Origin of the sequence: Vibrio mytili (assembly GCF_000830505.1) — a bacterium.
Taxonomy (GTDB): Bacteria; Pseudomonadota; Gammaproteobacteria; order Enterobacterales; family Vibrionaceae; genus Vibrio; species Vibrio mytili.
In genome coordinates this window covers 151612-170813 of sequence record NZ_JXOK01000081.1, presented here as the reverse complement: position 1 = coordinate 170813, position 19202 = coordinate 151612, and the positions used below count along the sequence as shown (strand labels likewise).

Below are 19202 nucleotides of genomic sequence, written 5' to 3'. Positions count from 1 at the left end.
TGCGCAGCATGCGCACTGTAATCAAGCGTTATTCTTCAATCCAGATAAACGTTGCCTGCCTACCCGTGATGCCATCACGGCGGTAAGAATAAAAATCGTCGCTATTTTGCAAGGTACACAAACCTGAATCAAACACTTGAGAAACACCAGCTTTATTAAGACGCTGCGTCGCAAGCATTGACATATCCGCAAGCCATTTTCCTTCGACGTCTCGCGGCGTAAATGCAAGTTGAGCTTGAGGATCGAAGTCAACAAAAGCCTGCAGTACATCTTCTCCAACTTCAAACACCGCTGAACCAATAGCAGGACCTAGCCAAGCCATAACTTCACCAGAAAACAAGCCCAGTGCATTTTCAACAATGCCATTTGCCAATCCACGCCAACCAGCATGTACCGCTGCAACTTGCGTTCCTAACGTATTGGTCAGTAATACAGGCAAACAGTCTGCGGTCATTGCAGAACAGATCACTTGAGGTGATGAGGTAAAACACCCATCCGCATCCAGTACTTCAGACGTAGAATCTGCAACATCAGCTATGACCGTTGAATGGGTTTGATTTAGCCAAATTGGCGAACTTGGCATATTCATTTGTTGCACTAACCACTGACGGTTTTTCTCGACATGAGACAAATTATCCCCAACATGAGTACCAAGATTCAGCCCACGATACGGGCCTGTAGAAAAACCACCCTGTCTCGTTGATGCGAAAGCCTTAATATTTTTTGGCGCTGGCCAGTTAGGGATAATCGTCTTCATATTAAAACTCGTCGGGTAAACCGTGCTCTTCCGTATCTTGGCGCAATGCTTCTGTTATCGCGACCATGTCATCTGGGATAGGCGCATGGAACTCCAGCTCCTCTCCCGTAACTGGGTGCTCAAATCGTAGCATGGCTGCGTGCAACGCTTGACGGTCAAACCCACGGATCATTGCGGTTAATTCTTCTGACGCACCAGACGGGATACGCGCCCGCCCGCCATATGCCGTATCACCGAGCAGCGGGTGCTGCAAATAAGACATATGCACACGGATCTGGTGAGTTCGTCCAGTTTCAAGACGCAAACGGATACGAGTGTGCTCACGGAAATGCTCAGCGACGCGATAATGCGTCACAGCGTGTTTCCCCATCGGCGTAACAGCATCAAGGTACGTTTTGTCGAATGACGACCAATCGGCTGCTCCACTTTACCACCCGCGGTCATACGGCCAATAGCAATGGCTTCATACTCACGAGTAATATTGCGCTTTTGCAACGCACGAACCAAGCGCGTTTGAGCAGGTACGGTTTTCGCAACGACCATCAACCCTGTTGTGTCTTTATCTAGACGATGAACAATCCCCGCACGCGGGACTTCTGCAATGTCAGGATAATGATACAACAAGGCATTTAGCACGGTTCCATCAGGCGTGCCCGCTCCTGGATGCACAACAAAGCCACGAGGCTTATTGATAACGATGATGTCGTCATCCTCATAAACGATATCTAGAGGGATATCTTGCGCTTCCCAACGCTCTTCATCTTCCAGTTCGGCTTGCAATGTAATTTCCTCGCCGCCCATGACTTTGGTGCGAGGTTTGGTGACAACTTCACCATCCACTTTAACTTTTCCCTCTACAAGCCATTCTTTCAGGCGAGAGCGGGAAAAATCAGCGAATAATTCTGCGATAGCTTGGTCTAAACGTTGACCTAACTGGCTATCTTTTACGGTATTTGTTAATACTATCTGCTGAGCCATATCGAACTTTTTTAAAAACTGTGAGACTAATGCTCACGACTGTGAAAAAATAGACTATTACGTCATTGTATCTGTTACTGCAAAGAAAGTAACGGCAGCTTAAGAAATATTTAGATTCAAGGAACAGACTCCTGATATGAAACGTCAGACTTTAATAGGCCTTTTAGCGGTATCCTTCCTATTTGGATGTGCAAGCAAAGAAAAAATCGTTCCTGATGTGCCACCTTCAGAACTGTACGCCGACGCACAAACCTCGCTTCAAACAGGCAATTGCTTACCGCCATTGAAAAACTCGAAGCACTAGACTCACGTTACCCGTTTGGTGCCTACTCAGAACAGGTCCAACTTGACCTCATCTACGCGTACTATAAAAACGACGACCTAGCCTTAGGTTTAGCCACCATCTCTCGCTTCATGCGTTTAAATCCGACCCATGAAAAAATGGACTGGGTACTATACATGCGAGGCCTGAGCCACATGGCACAAGATCGTAACTTTATGCATGACTTATTTAGCATTGATCGCAGTGATCGGGATCCAGAACCCGTCAAAAAAGCCTTTGATGACTTTAAGAAGTTACTGCAACGCTACCCGAACAGCCCATATGCTGAAGATTCGCAAAAACGTATGGTCGCGTTAAAGAACCGCTTAGCCAACTACGACTTAGCAACTGCGGATTTCTATCTTCGCCGAGAAGCTTGGATTGCAGCAATCACTCGTAGCCAAGAGCTACAAAAAGCATTCCCAGATACTGAAGCCGCACGTAAGTCACTTGCAATACAGCTAAAGGCATATAAACAGCTAGGTCTAGAAGACTCCATTGCAAGAACAGAAGCCTTAATAAAACTTAACCCTGTTGAGTAACACCGAGCAATAACCGCCACAGTCACACTACCGTGGCGGTTTCATTATAGTCCTTTCTCATTCTTAGCTCTCAAGATCAAACACACCCACTTGATGCTTTTTTAATCAAGACATATTCTTAAAGCTCTCCCCTCTGACTGTGGATGTGAACGTGAAGATATTTAAACTATGGACCACTTTGCTGATCCTACTATCCGCATCCGCTTCCGCATTACAAGTTTCTCCTCTTAAGCAGCCTCCATACACGGGCGACTTGGACGTGATAAAAGAAAAAAACTTACTGCGCGTGCTCGTTTCTGCTGATCTGGGTTTTTACTACGTCGAAGCTGGCACGCCGAAAGGGATTGGAGCGGAACTACTGGCTCATTTCGAAAAAGACTTGCGAAAAATTAAACCAAAAATCAATGTGCAAATTATTCCCTTATCTCGTGATGAACTGTTTCCCACTTTAGAAAAGGGCTTGGGCGATTTAATAGTGGCAAATTTAACCATAACCAAGCATCGTCAACAGAACGTCGACTTTAGCGATCCAATTCTTTCCGGAATTGAAGAATGGGTCATTACCAATAATAAAACACCAGCAATGACAAAGCTGGAACAACTGAGTGGCAAAGAGATCTGGGTTAGACCCAGTTCGAGCTACTTTGAAAGTATTCAGTTATTGAATAAACAATTAAATCAAAAAAATTTACCGCCTGTGATCGTCAACTTTGTCGAAGAAAATCTGCAAGATTACGAGTTAGTGGGTATGCTCAATAATGGCTATATTAAAGCGATTGTCTTAGACAGTCACAAAGCAAAATTATGGCTCAAGGTCATGGATGACATCCGTGTCCATAAGAAAATCCCGCTACGTAAAAATGGCAAAATAGCTGGGTGATGCGCAAAGACAGCCCGCAGCTCAAAGGCGTTGTGAACCAATTCATCAAAAAGTCACGCTCAGGAACCCTGTTGGGTAATGTTATTTACGCAAAGTATATCGATAATACCAACTGGCTCAACAGAGCACTTAACCCAGATAAGATCGCTCGTTAGATAAGTTGTCCGCATTATTTTCTCGCTATGGAAAAAAATACGATTTTGATTATTTACTGATTGCCGCATTAGCATACAAAGAGTCGGGGTTTAATAATAATTTAGTTGGCAGTCGAGGCGCGGTCGGCATCATGCAAATTTTACCTAGCACGGCAAGAGACCCTAATATCAATATTAAAAATATACGTAACCTAGAGAACAACGTGCATGCTGGCGTAAAATACATGGCATTTTTACGTCGCCAATACTTTAGCGACAAAGCTATCACTGCGGAAAACAAAATTTATTTTACCTTAGCCGCTTACAATGCAGGGCCTGGAAACGTTGAAAAGATACGTAAACGCGCAGCTCGCAACGGGTTTGATCCCAATGTCTGGTTTAACAACGTGGAAGTGGAAATGCGTAAAAGCCTCAGCGCGACTGCTGGCTACGTGACCACCATCAATCGTTACTACATCATCTACAAACAGTTAGAAAGTTTAGATCTCGCCAAAACCTTAGACAACGTCTTGCTGATACCAGAAGATCCAGTATTTATGATCCCATTAAGAAAAGTGCACCAAGAAACGGAAAGTAAAAAGCCGCTTATCAATTAGCGGCTTTAAAAATATCTCAATCTATTTAGCGTCCTAAGTGAAGAAGATCACACCGCTATGTAAGCCAAATTCTGACCATTGACGATTCTAGGTTGCACAACGCCTCTAAAAACGGATGGGTTTTCAGCTGACTACTCCATTCAATCTAATGATTTGCGAACCAATAACAAGCTATTTAATGATAAATATCGGCACTTCTTGAGTAAGATCACATTCGTTTTTTATTATAAAACCACAACCCTAAAAAGTGATCTATATCACATAATTTTATGCTTAACGCGGTAATCTGAACTCAACCCATGAGGGATGAAACAGAGGAAAAACATATGACAATGAACATTACTGGCAAAAACATCGAAATCACCTCTGCAATCCGTGCTCATATAGAGAGCAAATTTAAAAAACTGGAAAAATGGCAAGTCGACATTATTGGGTGCCAAGCGACTTTCAGTGAAGAGCCTAATAAACAGAAGAAGTTCGAAGCCGTTATCACAGTACCTAAAGGTCAGTTGATTGCTTCAGCATGTAATGAAGATCTTTACGCAGCTGTTAACGAAGTGGAGCAAAAACTAGAACGTCAATTGAATAAGCTGACCCACAAACCTGAAGCTCGTCGTGCTAACAAGCCAGAGCTTGTGGAAGAAGATGACTAAATCAATCAGATTGAGGAAGTAGCGCCGAAAGGCGCTATTTTTTTGCTTGACGCCCTACGCTAGCTTGCTTATTGTGTTTAAACACTCACAAATTACGTACTATTTATGCATTTATCCACACTGTTTATTTTTGACTTCTTTTTCCTTCTCTAGTTGGAGAGGCTAACTCGTTTGTAGAAAGAAAAGTCAAAAACAAACAGAAAGCCTCCCAAAACGGGAGCTTTTTTATAAGGAAAGAATTGATGACTGACCAACCTATTTCCCTGGAAAAGATCCGTTCACGTCTGAATGAGCTCGACGATGAGCTACTTAGCTTGCTGTCAGAACGTCGTAAACTCAGCATTGAAGTAGCCAAAAGCAAAGTACAAACCTCAAAGCCCGTTCGCGATGCCGTCCGTGAACAGCAATTATTGGTGAAACTGATTTCCAATGGTCGTGATAAATACGAGCTGGATGCGCAGTACATCACCAAACTTTTTCATACGATTATTGAAGACTCGGTGCTTTTGCAACAAAGTTATTTGCAAAACCTAGTCAATCCTCAACAAAGCCGTAAACCGCTCGCGAGAGTGGCCTTCCTTGGCGCCAAAGGCTCATACTCTCACTTGGCGAGCCGTGAATACTTCAGCCGTAAAAATACCGAGTTGATTGAATTAAACTGTGAGCATTTTAGAGAAGTCACTCAAACGGTAGAATCGGGACATGCTGACTATGGTGTACTGCCGATTGAAAACACCAGTTCTGGTTCGATCAACGAGGTGTATGATCTGCTGCAACACACCACATTATACATCGTAGGGGAGTTAACCCAGCCGATTGAGCATTGCCTTGTTGCGACTAAAGACATACGTTTAGAAGACCTCAGAACCCTATATTCTCACCCACAACCTCATCAACAATGCAGCGAATTTCTTAGCCGTCTGAAAGGAGTGAAATTAGAGTCTTGCGCGAGCACTGCAGATGCCATGCAAAAGGTACAAGAACTGAATCGTGATGACGTAGCAGCCATTGGCAACGCATCAAGTGGCAAGTTATATGGCCTTCAAGCAATTCAGGGGAATATTGCCAATCAAACAGAAAACCACACTCGTTTCATCGTCGTTGCCCGTAAACCTGTAGAAGTATCGACACAGATTCCAGCCAAAACCACATTAATAATGTCGACTTCTCAAGAAGCAGGTTCACTGGTCGAAACGCTCTTGGTACTTCAGCGCTATGGCATCAACATGACCAAGCTAGAATCTCGTCCAATCATGGGTAACCCATGGGAAGAGATGTTCTATGTCGATCTAGAGTCTCACCTCGATTCAGAAAAAATGCAACAGGCGATACAAGAGCTCACAAAGATCACTAAGCATTTGAAAGTACTCGGTTGTTACCCAAGTGAAAACGTCAAACCAACCCAAGTAAAATTGAGTTAAAAGACACCAGTGAGTAAAAAGATCATGGTAACCCAAAAAGTCGTCATCGCCTCTTTGAACCCAGCTAAAATAGCCGCTGTGGAAAGTGCCTTTGTCAGTGCATTCCCTCTACAATCATTTGAATTTGTGGGAGTTAACGTGCCTAGCGGTGTGGCAGATCAACCGATGAGTAATGACGAGACACATTTAGGCGCATTGAATCGAGTACGAAATGCAAAAGTAGAACTGCCATACGGAGATTTCTACGTTGGATTAGAGGCAGGAATTGAAGGCAACGTCACTTTCGCCTGGATGGTGATAGAGTCAGATACACACCGAGGTGAATCCCGCTCGGCAAGCTTGATGCTACCACCAGATGTGTTAATGAAACTGGAACACGCTAATGAATTGGGTGATGTGATGGACGAGGTCTTTGGCACCGAGAATATTAAGCAGAAAGGCGGAGCTATCAGTTTATTAACGCAAAACCAACTGACGCGCAGCTCGGTATATCATCAAGCGCTGATTCTCGCTTTGATTCCTTTTACCAATTCAGAGCACTTTCCAGCGAACCTTATTTAGGACGGGTCATGTGAATAATAAAGGGCGGATATCCCGCCCTTTATTATGATTACTTTACGACTTGCTCTAACAATACTTTGAGCTTGTCTTTTTCCTCATCGGATTTTGACTTCAACTCATTAGAACCACGAGTGATAGTGGCTATGCCCACCCCAAGCATCTGACTTATCTGACGTTGCGATAACTCCCCTTTCAGAAGTTCATTGAGAATATTGACCCGCGCAATTAATGCTTCTCTTTCATCCGGAGTCATTAGCATGGTTAACAACATGTCATGCTGCTGGTCATTCACACTTGATCGGATCAGCTCAATAATCTGCTGCCAGTCTTTGTACTCAGGTTGGTGTGACATCCAATTACCTCATTCAATACTTGGTATTGATCTCATGTTGATTCAAGAACGCGCCGTCAATACCCAAAAGATCGCGATAGTAAGTTTCAAACATCAAAATGTTTTGCACATATCCACGAGTTTCTTTAAATGGAATCGCCTCGATGAAGGCATACGCATCCAACTTCCCTTGGGTTCGCTCTCGCCACGTTTTTACTCGGTTAGGACCCGCATTATAAGCCGCAAGCGCGAAAATACGATTATTATCGTAATCCTCTAATAATCCTTGCAGATAATGGCTACCAATTTCGATGTTCTTACCAACATTATATAAATCTTGAGTGCCTTGATAGCCGAGGTTGTACTTGCGAGCCGTGTATTTCGCTGTCGCAGGCATAATCTGCATAAGGCCACGCGCACCAACTGGGGAGCGCGCATTAGAGTCTAACGCACTCTCCTGACGTGCCAAAGACATCATCATCACAGGATCGATATTGTGTTTTTTGGCATAAAAATCAAACCACCAGCGATGTGCGATTGGAAATCTGAGTTCAATATTGTCCCACATTTGTGCTTGAATACTTGCAATAACCGTTAGGTGGTGCCAGTGCTTAGAAGACGCATACGCAGCAAGCATCTGTTTTTCATCGTTATCCACACGGCGAAGCAGGTGGGCCCATTCACTTTTCGCGGCAGAGATTTTGTCTGTTTCAATCAACTCTTCAATACGAGCAAGCGAATCTTGATAAGGGGCTAGAACTTGATTATCGAGTTTAACCGAGTGTTTGGGATACTTGATTGACTGGCCAATCGCATTAGCAGCAGCCACACTATAGAAGTTACGCTCACCGACCAACGTCGCCAAACGCTTCTTACCGGCAATATCATCACCTAACGCAATTTCACTTCTGCCAAGCCAGTATTGCCATCTTAATGTCGCTTGCTCTTCTTTATTCAGAACAGAGATCCATTCTTGAATGCCTTTCCAGTCTGCATTTTGTACCGCGAGACGAATACGAGTTTCTATCAACGGTAAGTACTGACTGGTTTTGGTTTTGTCATCACGCCATTGCGCTAGCTTTGGAGACTCCGTTCGAGTTAATCGAAACGCAATGTAATCCGCGAGAGATTGCGCCTCTTCTGCTGAGAATTTTTGGCCGTCGACAACACGGGAATACGCCTGCTGAGCTTGATTTATATTCATACGTGCCAGTTTTTCTAATGCATACAGGCTTTGTTTGCGATTAAAGTCATTTGCTGGCTTCTGCTTCGCAAAGTCACCCACCGATGCAGGATTATTGAAAAGCGCTACCATATCCTTTGCCTGCTGCTTAGCTTTTGCTGATTTAGGCAATTTTTGTAGGTAGTTCATCAAACTGCCGTTACGTCCATCAAACGCCAACAACATACGCTGCAAAATCAAATCGTCAGTTCGACCGCCCGCTTTATCCCAAGATACAAATAACGGATCACACTCACTAGCGATACTCGACCCGCTCAACCACATATCTTCTGCACCTTTAAATGCCGCAACTTGCTTACCTTGTTTGAGCTGAGCACGATAAAATATACATTGGTAACGTTCGCCACTTGGTATCACTTTTTGAAACTCAGTAATCGTTTTCCAATCACTATTACGATAAAGCTGATCTAGGTACGAAGCGCGGATACGGCGCGAAAAAGGGAACGCTTCGTGTTGATCAATAAAATCATCGACTTGTTGTGGCGTCTTGCTTGGCAGTTGGCGAATAAAAGTTCGATAGTCGACATACGGTGTTAACGGATAATCGGCAATTTTAGGGCGAATGGCCAAGTACGCATCAATGTTATTCGCATCTAAAAAATCTTGAGCCTGTTCATAAACAATCCGCTGCTTTTCTAAGCTCAGCGATGCGTTGGCCGACATACTCACCGCACTGATTGCAGCGGCACAGCAAACACCTTTAGCCAATATTGTAACGTTGAATTTCATTTATATTCTTTCCCCAGACTCTACGGTCTTTTATTAGAATGTATTCAAACCTATTTACACAGAAGATCACTGACTCTGTAAAGCGGCTTGTTGTATTAAAAATTATACTTGGGAAAGTTTATACCTATCGGAGTAAGTTTCCGGTCATATAAAAATAAGAAATCGTCTTAAAACGGAAATTCTTACCATGTGGTAACAAAACCGTGGCACTTGGTATAAAATAGAGCGTTTACATGACAGTTAATTTAGGAATGATCGGCAATGGCTGAATACGTATATACCATGTCGCGCGTGAGCAAAATCGTGCCACCTAAGCGACAAATTCTTAAAGACATCTCTCTGAGCTTCTTCCCTGGTGCAAAAATCGGTGTTTTAGGTCTGAACGGTGCAGGTAAATCGACGCTGCTACGTATCATGGCGGGTATCGATACTGATATTGACGGTGAAGCGCGTCCACAACCCGGCTTGAACGTCGGCTACCTGCCTCAGGAACCAGTGCTGGACGAATCTAAAACCGTTCGTGAAATTGTAGAAGAAGCGGTGTCAGATGTAGCAGGCGCACTGAAACGTCTAGATGAAGTATACGCAGCCTATGCAGAACCTGATGCTGACTTTGATGCTCTTGCGAAAGAACAAGGCGAGCTAGAAGCACTGATCCAAGCTAAAGATGGCCATAACTTAGATAACGCACTTGAGCGTGCCGCGGATGCACTGCGTCTACCTGAGTGGGATCAAAAGATTGCTCATCTTTCCGGTGGTGAAAGACGTCGTGTCGCTATCTGTCGCCTTCTGCTAGAAAAGCCAGATATGCTACTTCTCGACGAGCCGACCAACCACTTGGATGCCGAATCCGTTGCATGGCTAGAACGATTCTTAGTCGATTACTCAGGCACGGTTGTCGCTATCACCCACGACCGTTATTTCCTCGATAACGCTGCAGGATGGATCCTCGAACTTGACCGAGGTGAAGGCATTCCATGGGAAGGCAACTACACGTCTTGGCTAGAGCAAAAAGATGCGCGTCTGCAACAAGAAGCATCTCAAGAAAGCGCTCGCCAAAAGACCATCGAGAAAGAGTTGGAATGGGTACGCAAAAACCCTAAAGGCCGTCAGGCGAAGTCCAAAGCTCGTATGGCTCGCTTTGAAGAACTACAAACCACCGATCATCAAAAACGTAACGAGACGAACGAACTGTTCATCCCACCAGGCGAACGCTTGGGTGATAAAGTTATTGAAGTAAATAACTTAACTAAATCGTTCGACGGTCGCGTATTGATCGATGATCTCTCATTCAGCATTCCGAAAGGCGCAATTGTCGGTATTATTGGTGCCAACGGTGCTGGTAAATCCACTCTATTCAAAATGCTGAGCGGTACTGAACAACCGGATTCAGGTACGATCGAACTTGGTGATACCGTCAAACTGGCATCGGTTGAACAGTTTCGCGATTCAATGAACGATAAAAATACCGTATTCCAAGAGATCTCTGAAGGCGCTGATATCATTAAGATCAACAACTTCGAGATTCCAGCTCGAGCTTACTGTTCACGCTTCAACTTCAAAGGCTCAGACCAACAAAAAGTTATTGGTGAACTATCTGGTGGTGAACGTAACCGTGTACATCTAGCGAAGCTGCTAAAAGCGGGTGGCAACGTATTATTACTCGATGAGCCAACCAACGACCTGGATGTTGAAACACTGCGTGCACTAGAAGAAGCACTGCTAGAGTTCCCTGGTTGTGCAATGGTTATCTCACACGACCGTTGGTTCCTTGACCGTATTGCCACGCACATTATCGACTACCGTGATGAAGGACAAGTGAACTTCTACGAAGGTAACTACACGGAATACATGGACTGGTTGAAGAAAACACTGGGCCCTGAAGCTGCAGAACCTCACCGCATCAAATATAAACGTATTACAAAATAGATACGTGAGAACAGCGTCTCCAGTGATTGTTCTCAAGCTTTGATTGTAATTTGTACAAAGGCCGCTATTATAGCGGCCTTTCTTGCTTTACTCATTGCTGTCGGGGCGACCAAACTCTTTGAATATGGAGTTCGCATTTTTCTGTGTACAGCAACCGTAAAGCGTACATTGCTTTAGAGCTGGCTCGGTGTTTTCTTAAACACAGTTGAACACTTTTTGTTCTACTTGATATACTGCTCAGCCGATTTTCTTGATTATGATACCGTTTCACTTCGGTATAAATTAGGAATGACACAAACGATTCGGTGTTGCATTCATATCTGTAACGCTTTTGGATGCGGTAATCATACCGCTTATAGGCCAATTGGATGTCGGCGACCACGACCTTCTTAAACGACGGTGCATTGAGTTCACTTCGCTTTTAAGAAGGGCACAAACTAATCGAAAAAATAATAACTATGTCTAAAAAAATCATCATGCAGATACCGACAAAAAAAGGTGATCAGCACTTTTATTTGGGCCGCTTTTCGGTCCTAGCTATTGTCGCTTCGGTTATCACTTTACCAGCCGTCCTAGGTGGCGCGTGGTATATGAATCAACATCAACTGAACAATCAGAATGAGTTAATTCAAACCATAGCAAAGCTAGAAAGCGAGAAAGCAGAAATGACTGCCCTTTACGAAGAGCAAGTTGATACCAATCATATTCTGTCTCAATCTTTAACAGATAAAGATGGCGAGATTCAAATATTAGGTAAGCGCGTATTCGATGTCGAATCTGTGCTCGGTCTTGCTGACGAAGACATGATGGACAACACAAACCAACAAGCATTAGAAGAAAGGATTGATGCCGCGGCGATCGACTCTGCGGTTCGCGCGACCATGTTTCGTCTGATCCCAAATGACAGTCCAATGAGATACAATCGAGTTTCATCTCCATTTGGTAGACGTACTCACCCTATCTCAGGAAGACAAAAAGTACATACGGGAATTGATTTGACTTGCGATCAGGGCAAGACCATCTATGCGCCAGCCGATGGCGTAGTGGATATCGCGCGTTGGGGGTACTCTGGTTACGGCAACTACATCACTTTACGCCACTCATTTGGGTTTAGTAGCGTCTATGCTCACCTACGCCATTTCTCAGTGAAAAATGGTCAGTTTGTCAGTAAAGGAGACGTCATTGCTCAATGCGGCAACTCTGGAAACTCCACAGGCCCTCACCTGCATTATGAAGTTCGTTTTTTAGGCAAAGCATTGAACCCGAAGTATTTCATGGACTGGACACCAGAAAACTTCAACTCGGTCTTCGAAAAAGAACACAAAGTAAAATGGGGCCCGCTGGTGCAATTGATTGATAACGTCGTTCGTCTTCAAATCAATTTGACTAACTCCCCTTATCGAGACAACAGCATCGATACTGCGTCGAACCCAAATAAGAAAGAGAGTGAAACCTCAGTGAACTGATTGCATGAGGTCGATACTCATTAGATAGACGATAAAAAAGAGCAGCCTAGCTGCTCTTTTTCGGTTTCGTCATTCGGGATATACCGTGTCAACCTCATCCACGATGAATGTTGTCGTTAGCTTGCTTGAGCAAGTTTTGGCTTTCATTCATGAACTGCTGTGAGTACCCGCCAAACCAATCACTCACCTGTTTAAAGCTTTCTACAAACTTGGCTTTATCTTGACCATCCAAAATCGCCACAGCGTCGCCTAAGCGTTGATGGAATCGCTTAATCATGTCGATGTTCTCTTGCGATGAGAAAATAATATCGCCATACAAGTTCGGATCCTGCCCAAACAGTCGCCCAACCATTGCTAACTCAAGACGATAGATAGGGGAGCTGAGCTTCAACAATTGGTCAATATTGGGGTTCTCTTTACTTAAGTGCATGCCGTAAGCAAAGGAAGTAAAGTGACGCAATGCCTGAATTAATGTCATGCCATGATCGTGCTCTTCCGCTTCAATCTGACACAAACTTGCGCCCCAAATGCTAAATTGTTGCAGCAACCATTGGTAATGTTCACTACCACGGCCATCACAGTACACAACAACTTGCTTTGCAAGACTCGGCACATCTGGACCAAACATAGGGTGCAGTCCCACAACTGGCCCAGCATGTACTTTAAGCATCGCTTGTAATGGCTTGGACTTGATCGATGTGAAGTCACACAAAATACAATCTTCTGGCAGGTTATCAAGCTTCTCAATCACACCTTCAGTCAAATGAATCGGAACGGTAACGACCACCAGACCAGCATCTTTCAAGATATCATCGGCATGTTCCCAATCTTTACTACCGAGTACTTTCACTTGGTAGCCCGATAATTTGAACATGCGGCCAAATAATCCACCCAGTTGCCCATTACCGCCAATAATCACAACTGAGCGTAGTTCAGGATTCAAACACTTAAAACCGGAATCTTTCTCGCTGGCATAAGACTCACGCATAGTACGACGAAGAATATCTTCTATCAGTTGAGGGGGTATCCCCATTTTTTCGGCTTCAGCTCGGCGAGAGGCCAACATCGCAGCTTCGCGGTCAGGGGCATAAATTGGCAAGCCGTGCTCGCTTTTTACTTCCCCGACTTTTTCTACCAAAGCCAAACGCTGAGACAACAGCTCCAGCATTTGCTTGTCCACTGCATCAATCTGATCGCGTAATGCGTTAAGTTCAACTGCCATTGATGTTCCTTAAATAAGTTCCCGTTTTTAACCTTTTAGACGATTTTCTAGGAAAGGCACTAGCTCTTCGTGAGCGTGACGTAATAGTGCCTCAGTAGAGTCCCAATTGATACACGCGTCGGTGATAGATACGCCGTATTTCATTTCATCCAGTTTAATATCAGAAGGTTGATTACCTTCATTAATATGACTTTCAATCATTAGACCAATGATGGATTTATTACCTTCACGAATTTGGTGAATCACATCTTCTGCAACCAATGGTTGGCGACGGTAATCTTTACGAGAGTTTGCATGGCTACAATCCACCATCAACGAAGCGTCTAAGCCAGATTGCGCCATTTCTTGTTCACACTCATTAACGGAAACTGAATCGTAGTTGGTTTGTTTACCACCACGTAAAATAACATGACCGTTTTTATTACCTTGAGTGGTAAGAAGTGCTACCTGACCTTCGCGGTTAATCCCCATAAAACGATGGCTAGAAGATGCTGCTTGCATCGCATTGATAGCGGTAGATAAGCTGCCGTCAGTACCGTTTTTAAAACCGATTGGCATAGACAAACCACTGGCCATTTCACGGTGAGTCTGGGATTCTGTTGTACGTGCGCCAATCGCAGCCCAGCTGAACGTATCCGCTAAGTATTGCGGACTAATTGGGTCTAGCGCTTCAGTGGCAAGAGGAATGTCCATCTCAGCCAACTCAACCAATAGTTCGCGTCCCACGTGTAAGCCGTGCTCAATATCAAAGCTACCATCCAAGTGAGGGTCATTGATCAAGCCTTTCCAACCTACGGTCGTACGAGGCTTTTCAAAGTAAACGCGCATAACAATATACAGTTGGTCGCTTAGTTGCTCAGACAATGCTTTGAGACGTTTAGCGTACTCTTTTGCCGCCTCTACATCATGGATAGAACATGGCCCACACACCACTAGCAGACGATGGTCTTTTTTATGAATGATGTTAGCAATAGTTTGGCGAGACTCTTGGATAAAGCGACGTGCTTTATCACTCAGAGGAAGTTTGACTTTTAACTCATCAGGTGTGATTAACACCTGCTCTTCGATGATGTTGATATCGCTCAATTCACTTTTTTGCATAACTCTGACCTGTATATTTTAATTTACACCCAACCAAACTCTTGGTGAGCTAACTAAGCTTTTCGAACAAGATAACAGGCTATCCAAGAAAAACAAGTGTACACAATAAAAAACATTTAACGTAAATTAAAGTTTACACTTAAATTAAATCTGGAGCAGACTACACTCGAAATAAAAAGACAAAGTTTGCTTCGATGCCATGTCCATCAGTCACGTGAATCCGTTAACCGTTTCATTGCTTCTGTCGCCGCTTTCCATTCTTGAGATAACTTGAGCTCACTTAAGGAAACGCTCTGTTTCTTCAACAAAGATGTCGCCAAGACAACGTTTGAAATAGGTAAGTTGTCTAGCACTTCCACTTGGGCCTGACGCTTATTGCACATTAACAGCATATCACATCCCGCCTTTTGCGCTTGGCTTGCTCGCTCTGCGGGGCCTCCCATGATCGCCGCGCCCTCCATGGTCAAATCATCAGAAAAGATCAGTCCTTTGAAACCAAGCTGTTGACGTAATATTTGTTTTAACCAATATTCAGAACCACTGGCTGGTTGAGAATCATAATTTGGATAAATCACATGAGCAGGCATCATGCGTCCAGTATTCCTGAATCAATCTGCGATTTGAATATCGCCATGTCGAGTTCAAAAATATCACTGCGGTCATCATAGGGAGTCTCTAGATGTGAGTCGGCAATCACACCACCATGGCCTGGAAAATGTTTACCCGTGGTTGCCATTCCAATGCTTTTCATCCCTTGCATATAAGCACTGCTGTGGCGAAGGATCGTATCAACATCGTCACCAAAAGCCCGACTACCAATTGCTTTACATTGATGCCCTTTATCTAAGACAGGGGCAAAACTGAGATCAATGTCATGAGCAATCAACTCCGCCGCCATCAACCAACCGCCCATTCGAGCAAGCTCCTCCCCGTTTGAATGCTTAGCATACTCATCCGCAGCAGGGATAATTGAGAAGCCCTCACGAAAACGCTGTACCCTCCCCCCTTCTTGATCAACACCAATCAAAATCGGACGTTTTGCCGCTTTACGAATTGATTTAGTCAGCGCTTGAAGTTGCGCACTGTCGTGGTAATTTCGCGCAAATAGGATCAACCCTCCAACGGTAGGATGCTGTAAAATCTCTCTGTCTTCAGCAGTCAGTTCATAGCCTGCAACATCAACCCATAACGGACCCATTTTCTCTCCTCAAATATCTGGTACGGAATGAGGTTATTCGCTTAAGATTTGCTTTACAATAAACAAATGAAGAATTGACGGGATCGACTGTGAATTTTAACGAGACGGTGAATGTAAAAGAACACTACATAGGTGTAATGTCCGGCACCAGTATGGATGGAGTGGATACCGCTTTAGTCGAAATAGAGGGCGATCACGTTCGCTTACTCGCGCACGATGACTATCCCATGCCAGAAAACATCAAACAGATACTGCTATCAGTGTGCACAGGGCAAAGTACAAATCTAAAAGTGCTCGGTGAACTTGACCACCGGCTTGGCCATTTATTTGCAGACGCAATACTGCAATTACTGGAGAAATCCGGCTATAAGGCAAGCCAAATTCGCGCGATTGGCAACCATGGTCAAACCGTGTTCCACCAGCCAAGTGGCGCATGTCCCTTCACCACTCAATTAGGCGATGCCAATATCATCGCAGTGAAGACCGACATTGACACCGTTGCGGACTTTCGTCGTAAAGATATGGCGCTTGGAGGACAAGGTGCCCCTCTGGTCCCCGCCTTCCATAAGAGTATTTTTGCGCCGCAAGACTCGACGACTATCGTGCTAAACATTGGTGGTATCGCCAATATTTCCGTATTACACCCACAGCAGCCAGTGATCGGTTATGACACGGGTCCCGGTAATATGCTGATGGATGCTTGGTGTGACGTTCATACCAAGCAGGGATTCGATAAAGACGCAAAATTTGCGCGGCAAGGACGCGTGAACCAAGCCTTGCTTGTACAGTTACTGCGAGAGCCTTATCTCACGCTTTCCGCGCCAAAAAGTACCGGTCGTGAGTTGTTTAATATCGACTGGCTGCGCTCTCAAATTGGCGACCTCCAGTTAAGCGCGGAAGACATACAGCGAACATTATGTGAGTACTCTGCAATCACGATGGCCAATGAAGTCGAGAAGTATGCGTCTGGAGCATCTCCACAACTCTTGGTTTGCGGAGGTGGCGCGCGTAACCCACTTCTCATGGAGCGTTTGTCTGCATTATTGCCACAATGGCAAGTCGCCACAACAACAGAGAAAGGGGTGAATGGCGATTACATGGAAGCTATGGCATTTGCCTGGCTAGCACAGCGTCACATTCATGGCTTACCGAGTAACTTGCCGGAAGTTACTGGCGCAAGTCGCCTCGCTTCACTCGGTGTACTCTATCCCAAAAACTAAACGTAACTAAAGAGTCCCGACTCGTCAGACAAGGTTTATTTTATTATGACAAATGATGCTCTTATTGCCGCTATCTCTCAACTTGTGTCTGAAGGGCGCAATCCAGAGACCATGGATATCGATTTATTGCCTTCACTCGATATTGTCCAGCGGATCAACCAACAAGACAAACAAGTTCCACTGGCCGTGGAGCAAGTGCTGCCTGAAATCGCACAAGCGGTTGATAAAATCACAGACGCATTTCAAGCTGGTGGCCGACTGGTGTATTTAGGGGCTGGTACAAGTGGTCGCCTAGGCGTACTCGATGCGTCAGAATGCCCACCCACGTTTGGGGTGTCTGATAAAATGGTGATTGGGCTTATAGCCGGTGGACCAGAAGCGATTTTAAAAGCAAAAGAAGGCGCTGAAGACTCGCCCCAACTTGGTGAACAAGATCTAAAAGACATTCACTTCAGCGATAAAGATGTCGTCGTAGGAATCGCTGCCAGCGGTCGCACACCTTATGTCATTGGTGGTTTAGAGTACGCCAATGACATTGGTGCGACGACCGTGGCTCTGTCTTGTAATCCTGACTCACCCATTGCCGATATTGCAGATATCGCAATTAGCCCTGTCGTTGGCCCAGAAGCGTTAACGGGATCTACCCGATTGAAATCAGGTACCGCGCAGAAACTGGTACTGAATATGCTCACTACGGCCAGTATGATCCGCATTGGGAAGAGCTACCAAAACCTTATGGTGGATGTAAAAGCGACTAACGACAAGCTGATCGCACGTGCCGCTCGTATTGTCATGCAAGCCACAGACTGCGAAAAAGAACAGGCAAAGAGCATGCTCAAACAAACCAATTATGATGTAAAACTGGCGATCTTAATGATCCTCACTGATCTGGATATTGATACAGCGAGACAACAGCTTTCTCATCAAGATGGATTCCTACGCAAAGCGGTAGAAAGTCAGCAAAATAAATAGCTTAGAAAAGACAAATAGCGGGAATAGAGATCAAAGGTGACGCCCTGCCACCTTTTGTTCTCTTTCGCCAAACCCTAGTCTTCATACAGCCATTCATCCACCTGACGATTGATCTCGTTGTTGGCTTTGCGTTTGATATGTTCAGGTTCCGCGATATGCTTCACGTCATCCACTTTATCCGTGTACTTACTGGTCGCTTTGTTCACCTCACGCTTGGCTTGGTTCTCAACGTAAGTGCCGCTGTTAATTTCATTAATGTTACGTTTGGTATTATTCAGCGTGTTTTTACTGTGTTCAATTTTTCGCTTCGCTTTGATTGTGTCTTTCAATACATTAGATGCATTGGCCATTAACGGCAGCATGACTAAAACAAGGCACACGTACTTCTTCATATCTCGACTCCAGTCTCGATCTCAATGATGAGAGTAAAGCACAGTTATCCAACGTCGATGTTAAATACGCATCAAATATCACATACTTCAAAAGCGAAACGAACGCAAACTAGTTATTGTATTCATTCCAGCCACGTTGCCATTCCATACGGAACTTTTGTGCTTGCTTAGTGCCTTCACAAACACCGGTATAGTATTGACCCGACAATCCAATTTGATACGCAAAATCCGGATTGCAATATTCTGTCACGCCTTCGAGATACCCCTGGTCATAGTCCCCTTGATTAACACTGCCTAATTTTTTTAACTCGTTCATGGTTTTGGATGTATGGCCTGTAATTCCATCTTGATAACCAATTTGATACCAATCCCCCGCCTGAGCCAGCTCTTGTGTCGTTGCTGTGCAACCCACGAGTAAAGCCAACACGATACCTAACGCTGCTTGTTTCATTTCTTATCCTTAACACGTTGTTTTCTTAACTAAGCTTACCACTAATTATCCACTTTAGCCGTTCATCCCTGATGTTCTGCCGC

General features: G+C 44.6%; 14 protein-coding genes, 4 pseudogenes and 1 other annotated feature. Of the genes and pseudogenes, 9 read left to right on the top strand and 9 right to left on the bottom strand.

Going from position 1 to position 19202, the window contains the following annotated elements:
* Positions 1-28: 28 nt before the first annotated feature.
* Both pgeF and rluD read right to left on the bottom strand, forming a co-directional pair.
* The gene (gene pgeF, locus SU60_RS19660) at positions 29-757 is read right to left on the bottom strand and encodes a peptidoglycan editing factor PgeF (protein ID WP_041156999.1); all 729 of its coding nucleotides are present in this window, start codon (positions 755-757) and stop codon (positions 29-31) included.
* A gap of 1 nt (position 758) precedes the next feature.
* Positions 759-1735, bottom strand: a pseudogene (gene rluD, locus SU60_RS19655) (23S rRNA pseudouridine(1911/1915/1917) synthase RluD).
* A gap of 136 nt (positions 1736-1871) precedes the next feature.
* Between rluD and SU60_RS19650 the strand changes: the two are divergent.
* The 5 genes and pseudogenes from SU60_RS19650 to yjjX all read left to right on the top strand — a co-directional run bounded on the left by SU60_RS19650 (position 1872) and on the right by yjjX (position 6865).
* Positions 1872-2599, top strand: a pseudogene (locus SU60_RS19650) (outer membrane protein assembly factor BamD).
* 151 nt (positions 2600-2750) lie between these two features.
* Positions 2751-4230: pseudogene (locus tag SU60_RS19645) on the top strand (MltF family protein).
* A gap of 326 nt (positions 4231-4556) precedes the next feature.
* Positions 4557-4883 (top strand): ribosome hibernation-promoting factor, HPF/YfiA family, encoded by a 327-nt coding sequence (hpf, locus tag SU60_RS19640; RefSeq protein ID WP_041156998.1) that lies wholly within the window; start codon positions 4557-4559, stop codon positions 4881-4883.
* Positions 4884-4990: 107 nt separating this feature from the next.
* Positions 4991-5113 (top strand) — a sequence feature (Phe leader region).
* 12 nt (positions 5114-5125) lie between these two features.
* A complete protein-coding gene (gene pheA / locus SU60_RS19635) occupies positions 5126-6304 on the top strand; it encodes a prephenate dehydratase (protein ID WP_041156997.1) in 1179 nt (392 codons plus the stop codon).
* A gap of 24 nt (positions 6305-6328) precedes the next feature.
* Positions 6329-6865, top strand: coding sequence for an inosine/xanthosine triphosphatase (yjjX, locus tag SU60_RS19630; RefSeq protein ID WP_041156996.1), 537 nt, complete (start codon positions 6329-6331; stop codon positions 6863-6865).
* A 49-nt stretch (positions 6866-6914) separates the two neighbouring features.
* Here yjjX and trpR read toward each other — a convergent pair whose 3' ends face one another.
* Positions 6915-7217, bottom strand: coding sequence for a trp operon repressor (trpR, locus tag SU60_RS19625; protein WP_041156995.1), 303 nt, complete (start codon positions 7215-7217; stop codon positions 6915-6917).
* Positions 7218-7230: 13 nt separating this feature from the next.
* Positions 7231-9168 (bottom strand): murein transglycosylase, encoded by a 1938-nt coding sequence (gene sltY / locus SU60_RS19620; protein WP_041156994.1) that lies wholly within the window; start codon positions 9166-9168, stop codon positions 7231-7233.
* 261 nt (positions 9169-9429) lie between these two features.
* On the opposite strand from sltY, the gene ettA reads away from it, so the two are divergent.
* Both ettA and SU60_RS19610 read left to right on the top strand, forming a co-directional pair.
* Positions 9430-11097: an energy-dependent translational throttle protein EttA gene (gene ettA, locus SU60_RS19615; protein ID WP_041156993.1), complete on the top strand. Its 1668-nt coding sequence runs from the start codon at positions 9430-9432 to the stop codon at positions 11095-11097.
* A gap of 458 nt (positions 11098-11555) precedes the next feature.
* Entirely contained in the window at positions 11556-12563 is a 1008-nt protein-coding gene (locus tag SU60_RS19610; RefSeq protein WP_041156992.1) for a M23 family metallopeptidase, read from the top strand.
* A gap of 94 nt (positions 12564-12657) precedes the next feature.
* Here SU60_RS19610 and tyrA read toward each other — a convergent pair whose 3' ends face one another.
* The 3 genes and pseudogenes from tyrA to nagZ all read right to left on the bottom strand — a co-directional run bounded on the left by tyrA (position 12658) and on the right by nagZ (position 16084).
* Complete coding sequence (tyrA, locus tag SU60_RS19605) at positions 12658-13785, bottom strand: bifunctional chorismate mutase/prephenate dehydrogenase (protein ID WP_041156991.1); 1128 nt, start codon at positions 13783-13785, stop codon at positions 12658-12660.
* A 27-nt stretch (positions 13786-13812) separates the two neighbouring features.
* Entirely contained in the window at positions 13813-14886 is a 1074-nt protein-coding gene (locus SU60_RS19600; RefSeq protein WP_041156990.1) for a 3-deoxy-7-phosphoheptulonate synthase, read from the bottom strand.
* A gap of 206 nt (positions 14887-15092) precedes the next feature.
* Positions 15093-16084, bottom strand: a pseudogene (gene nagZ, locus SU60_RS19595) (beta-N-acetylhexosaminidase).
* A gap of 107 nt (positions 16085-16191) precedes the next feature.
* Here nagZ and SU60_RS19590 point away from each other — a divergent pair.
* Positions 16192-17304 (top strand): anhydro-N-acetylmuramic acid kinase, encoded by a 1113-nt coding sequence (locus SU60_RS19590; RefSeq protein WP_041157012.1) that lies wholly within the window; start codon positions 16192-16194, stop codon positions 17302-17304.
* A 45-nt stretch (positions 17305-17349) separates the two neighbouring features.
* On the top strand, positions 17350-18276 hold the full coding sequence (gene murQ, locus SU60_RS19585; RefSeq protein ID WP_041156989.1) for an N-acetylmuramic acid 6-phosphate etherase: 927 nt from the start codon (positions 17350-17352) through the stop codon (positions 18274-18276).
* A 74-nt stretch (positions 18277-18350) separates the two neighbouring features.
* Here the strand turns inward: murQ and SU60_RS19580 are convergent, their stop codons facing one another.
* Both SU60_RS19580 and SU60_RS19575 read right to left on the bottom strand, forming a co-directional pair.
* Positions 18351-18668, bottom strand: a complete 318-nt coding sequence (locus tag SU60_RS19580; protein WP_041156988.1) for a hypothetical protein — start codon at positions 18666-18668, stop codon at positions 18351-18353.
* A gap of 109 nt (positions 18669-18777) precedes the next feature.
* On the bottom strand, positions 18778-19119 hold the full coding sequence (locus tag SU60_RS19575) for a DUF2799 domain-containing protein (protein WP_041156987.1): 342 nt from the start codon (positions 19117-19119) through the stop codon (positions 18778-18780).
* Positions 19120-19202: the final 83 nt, after the last annotated feature.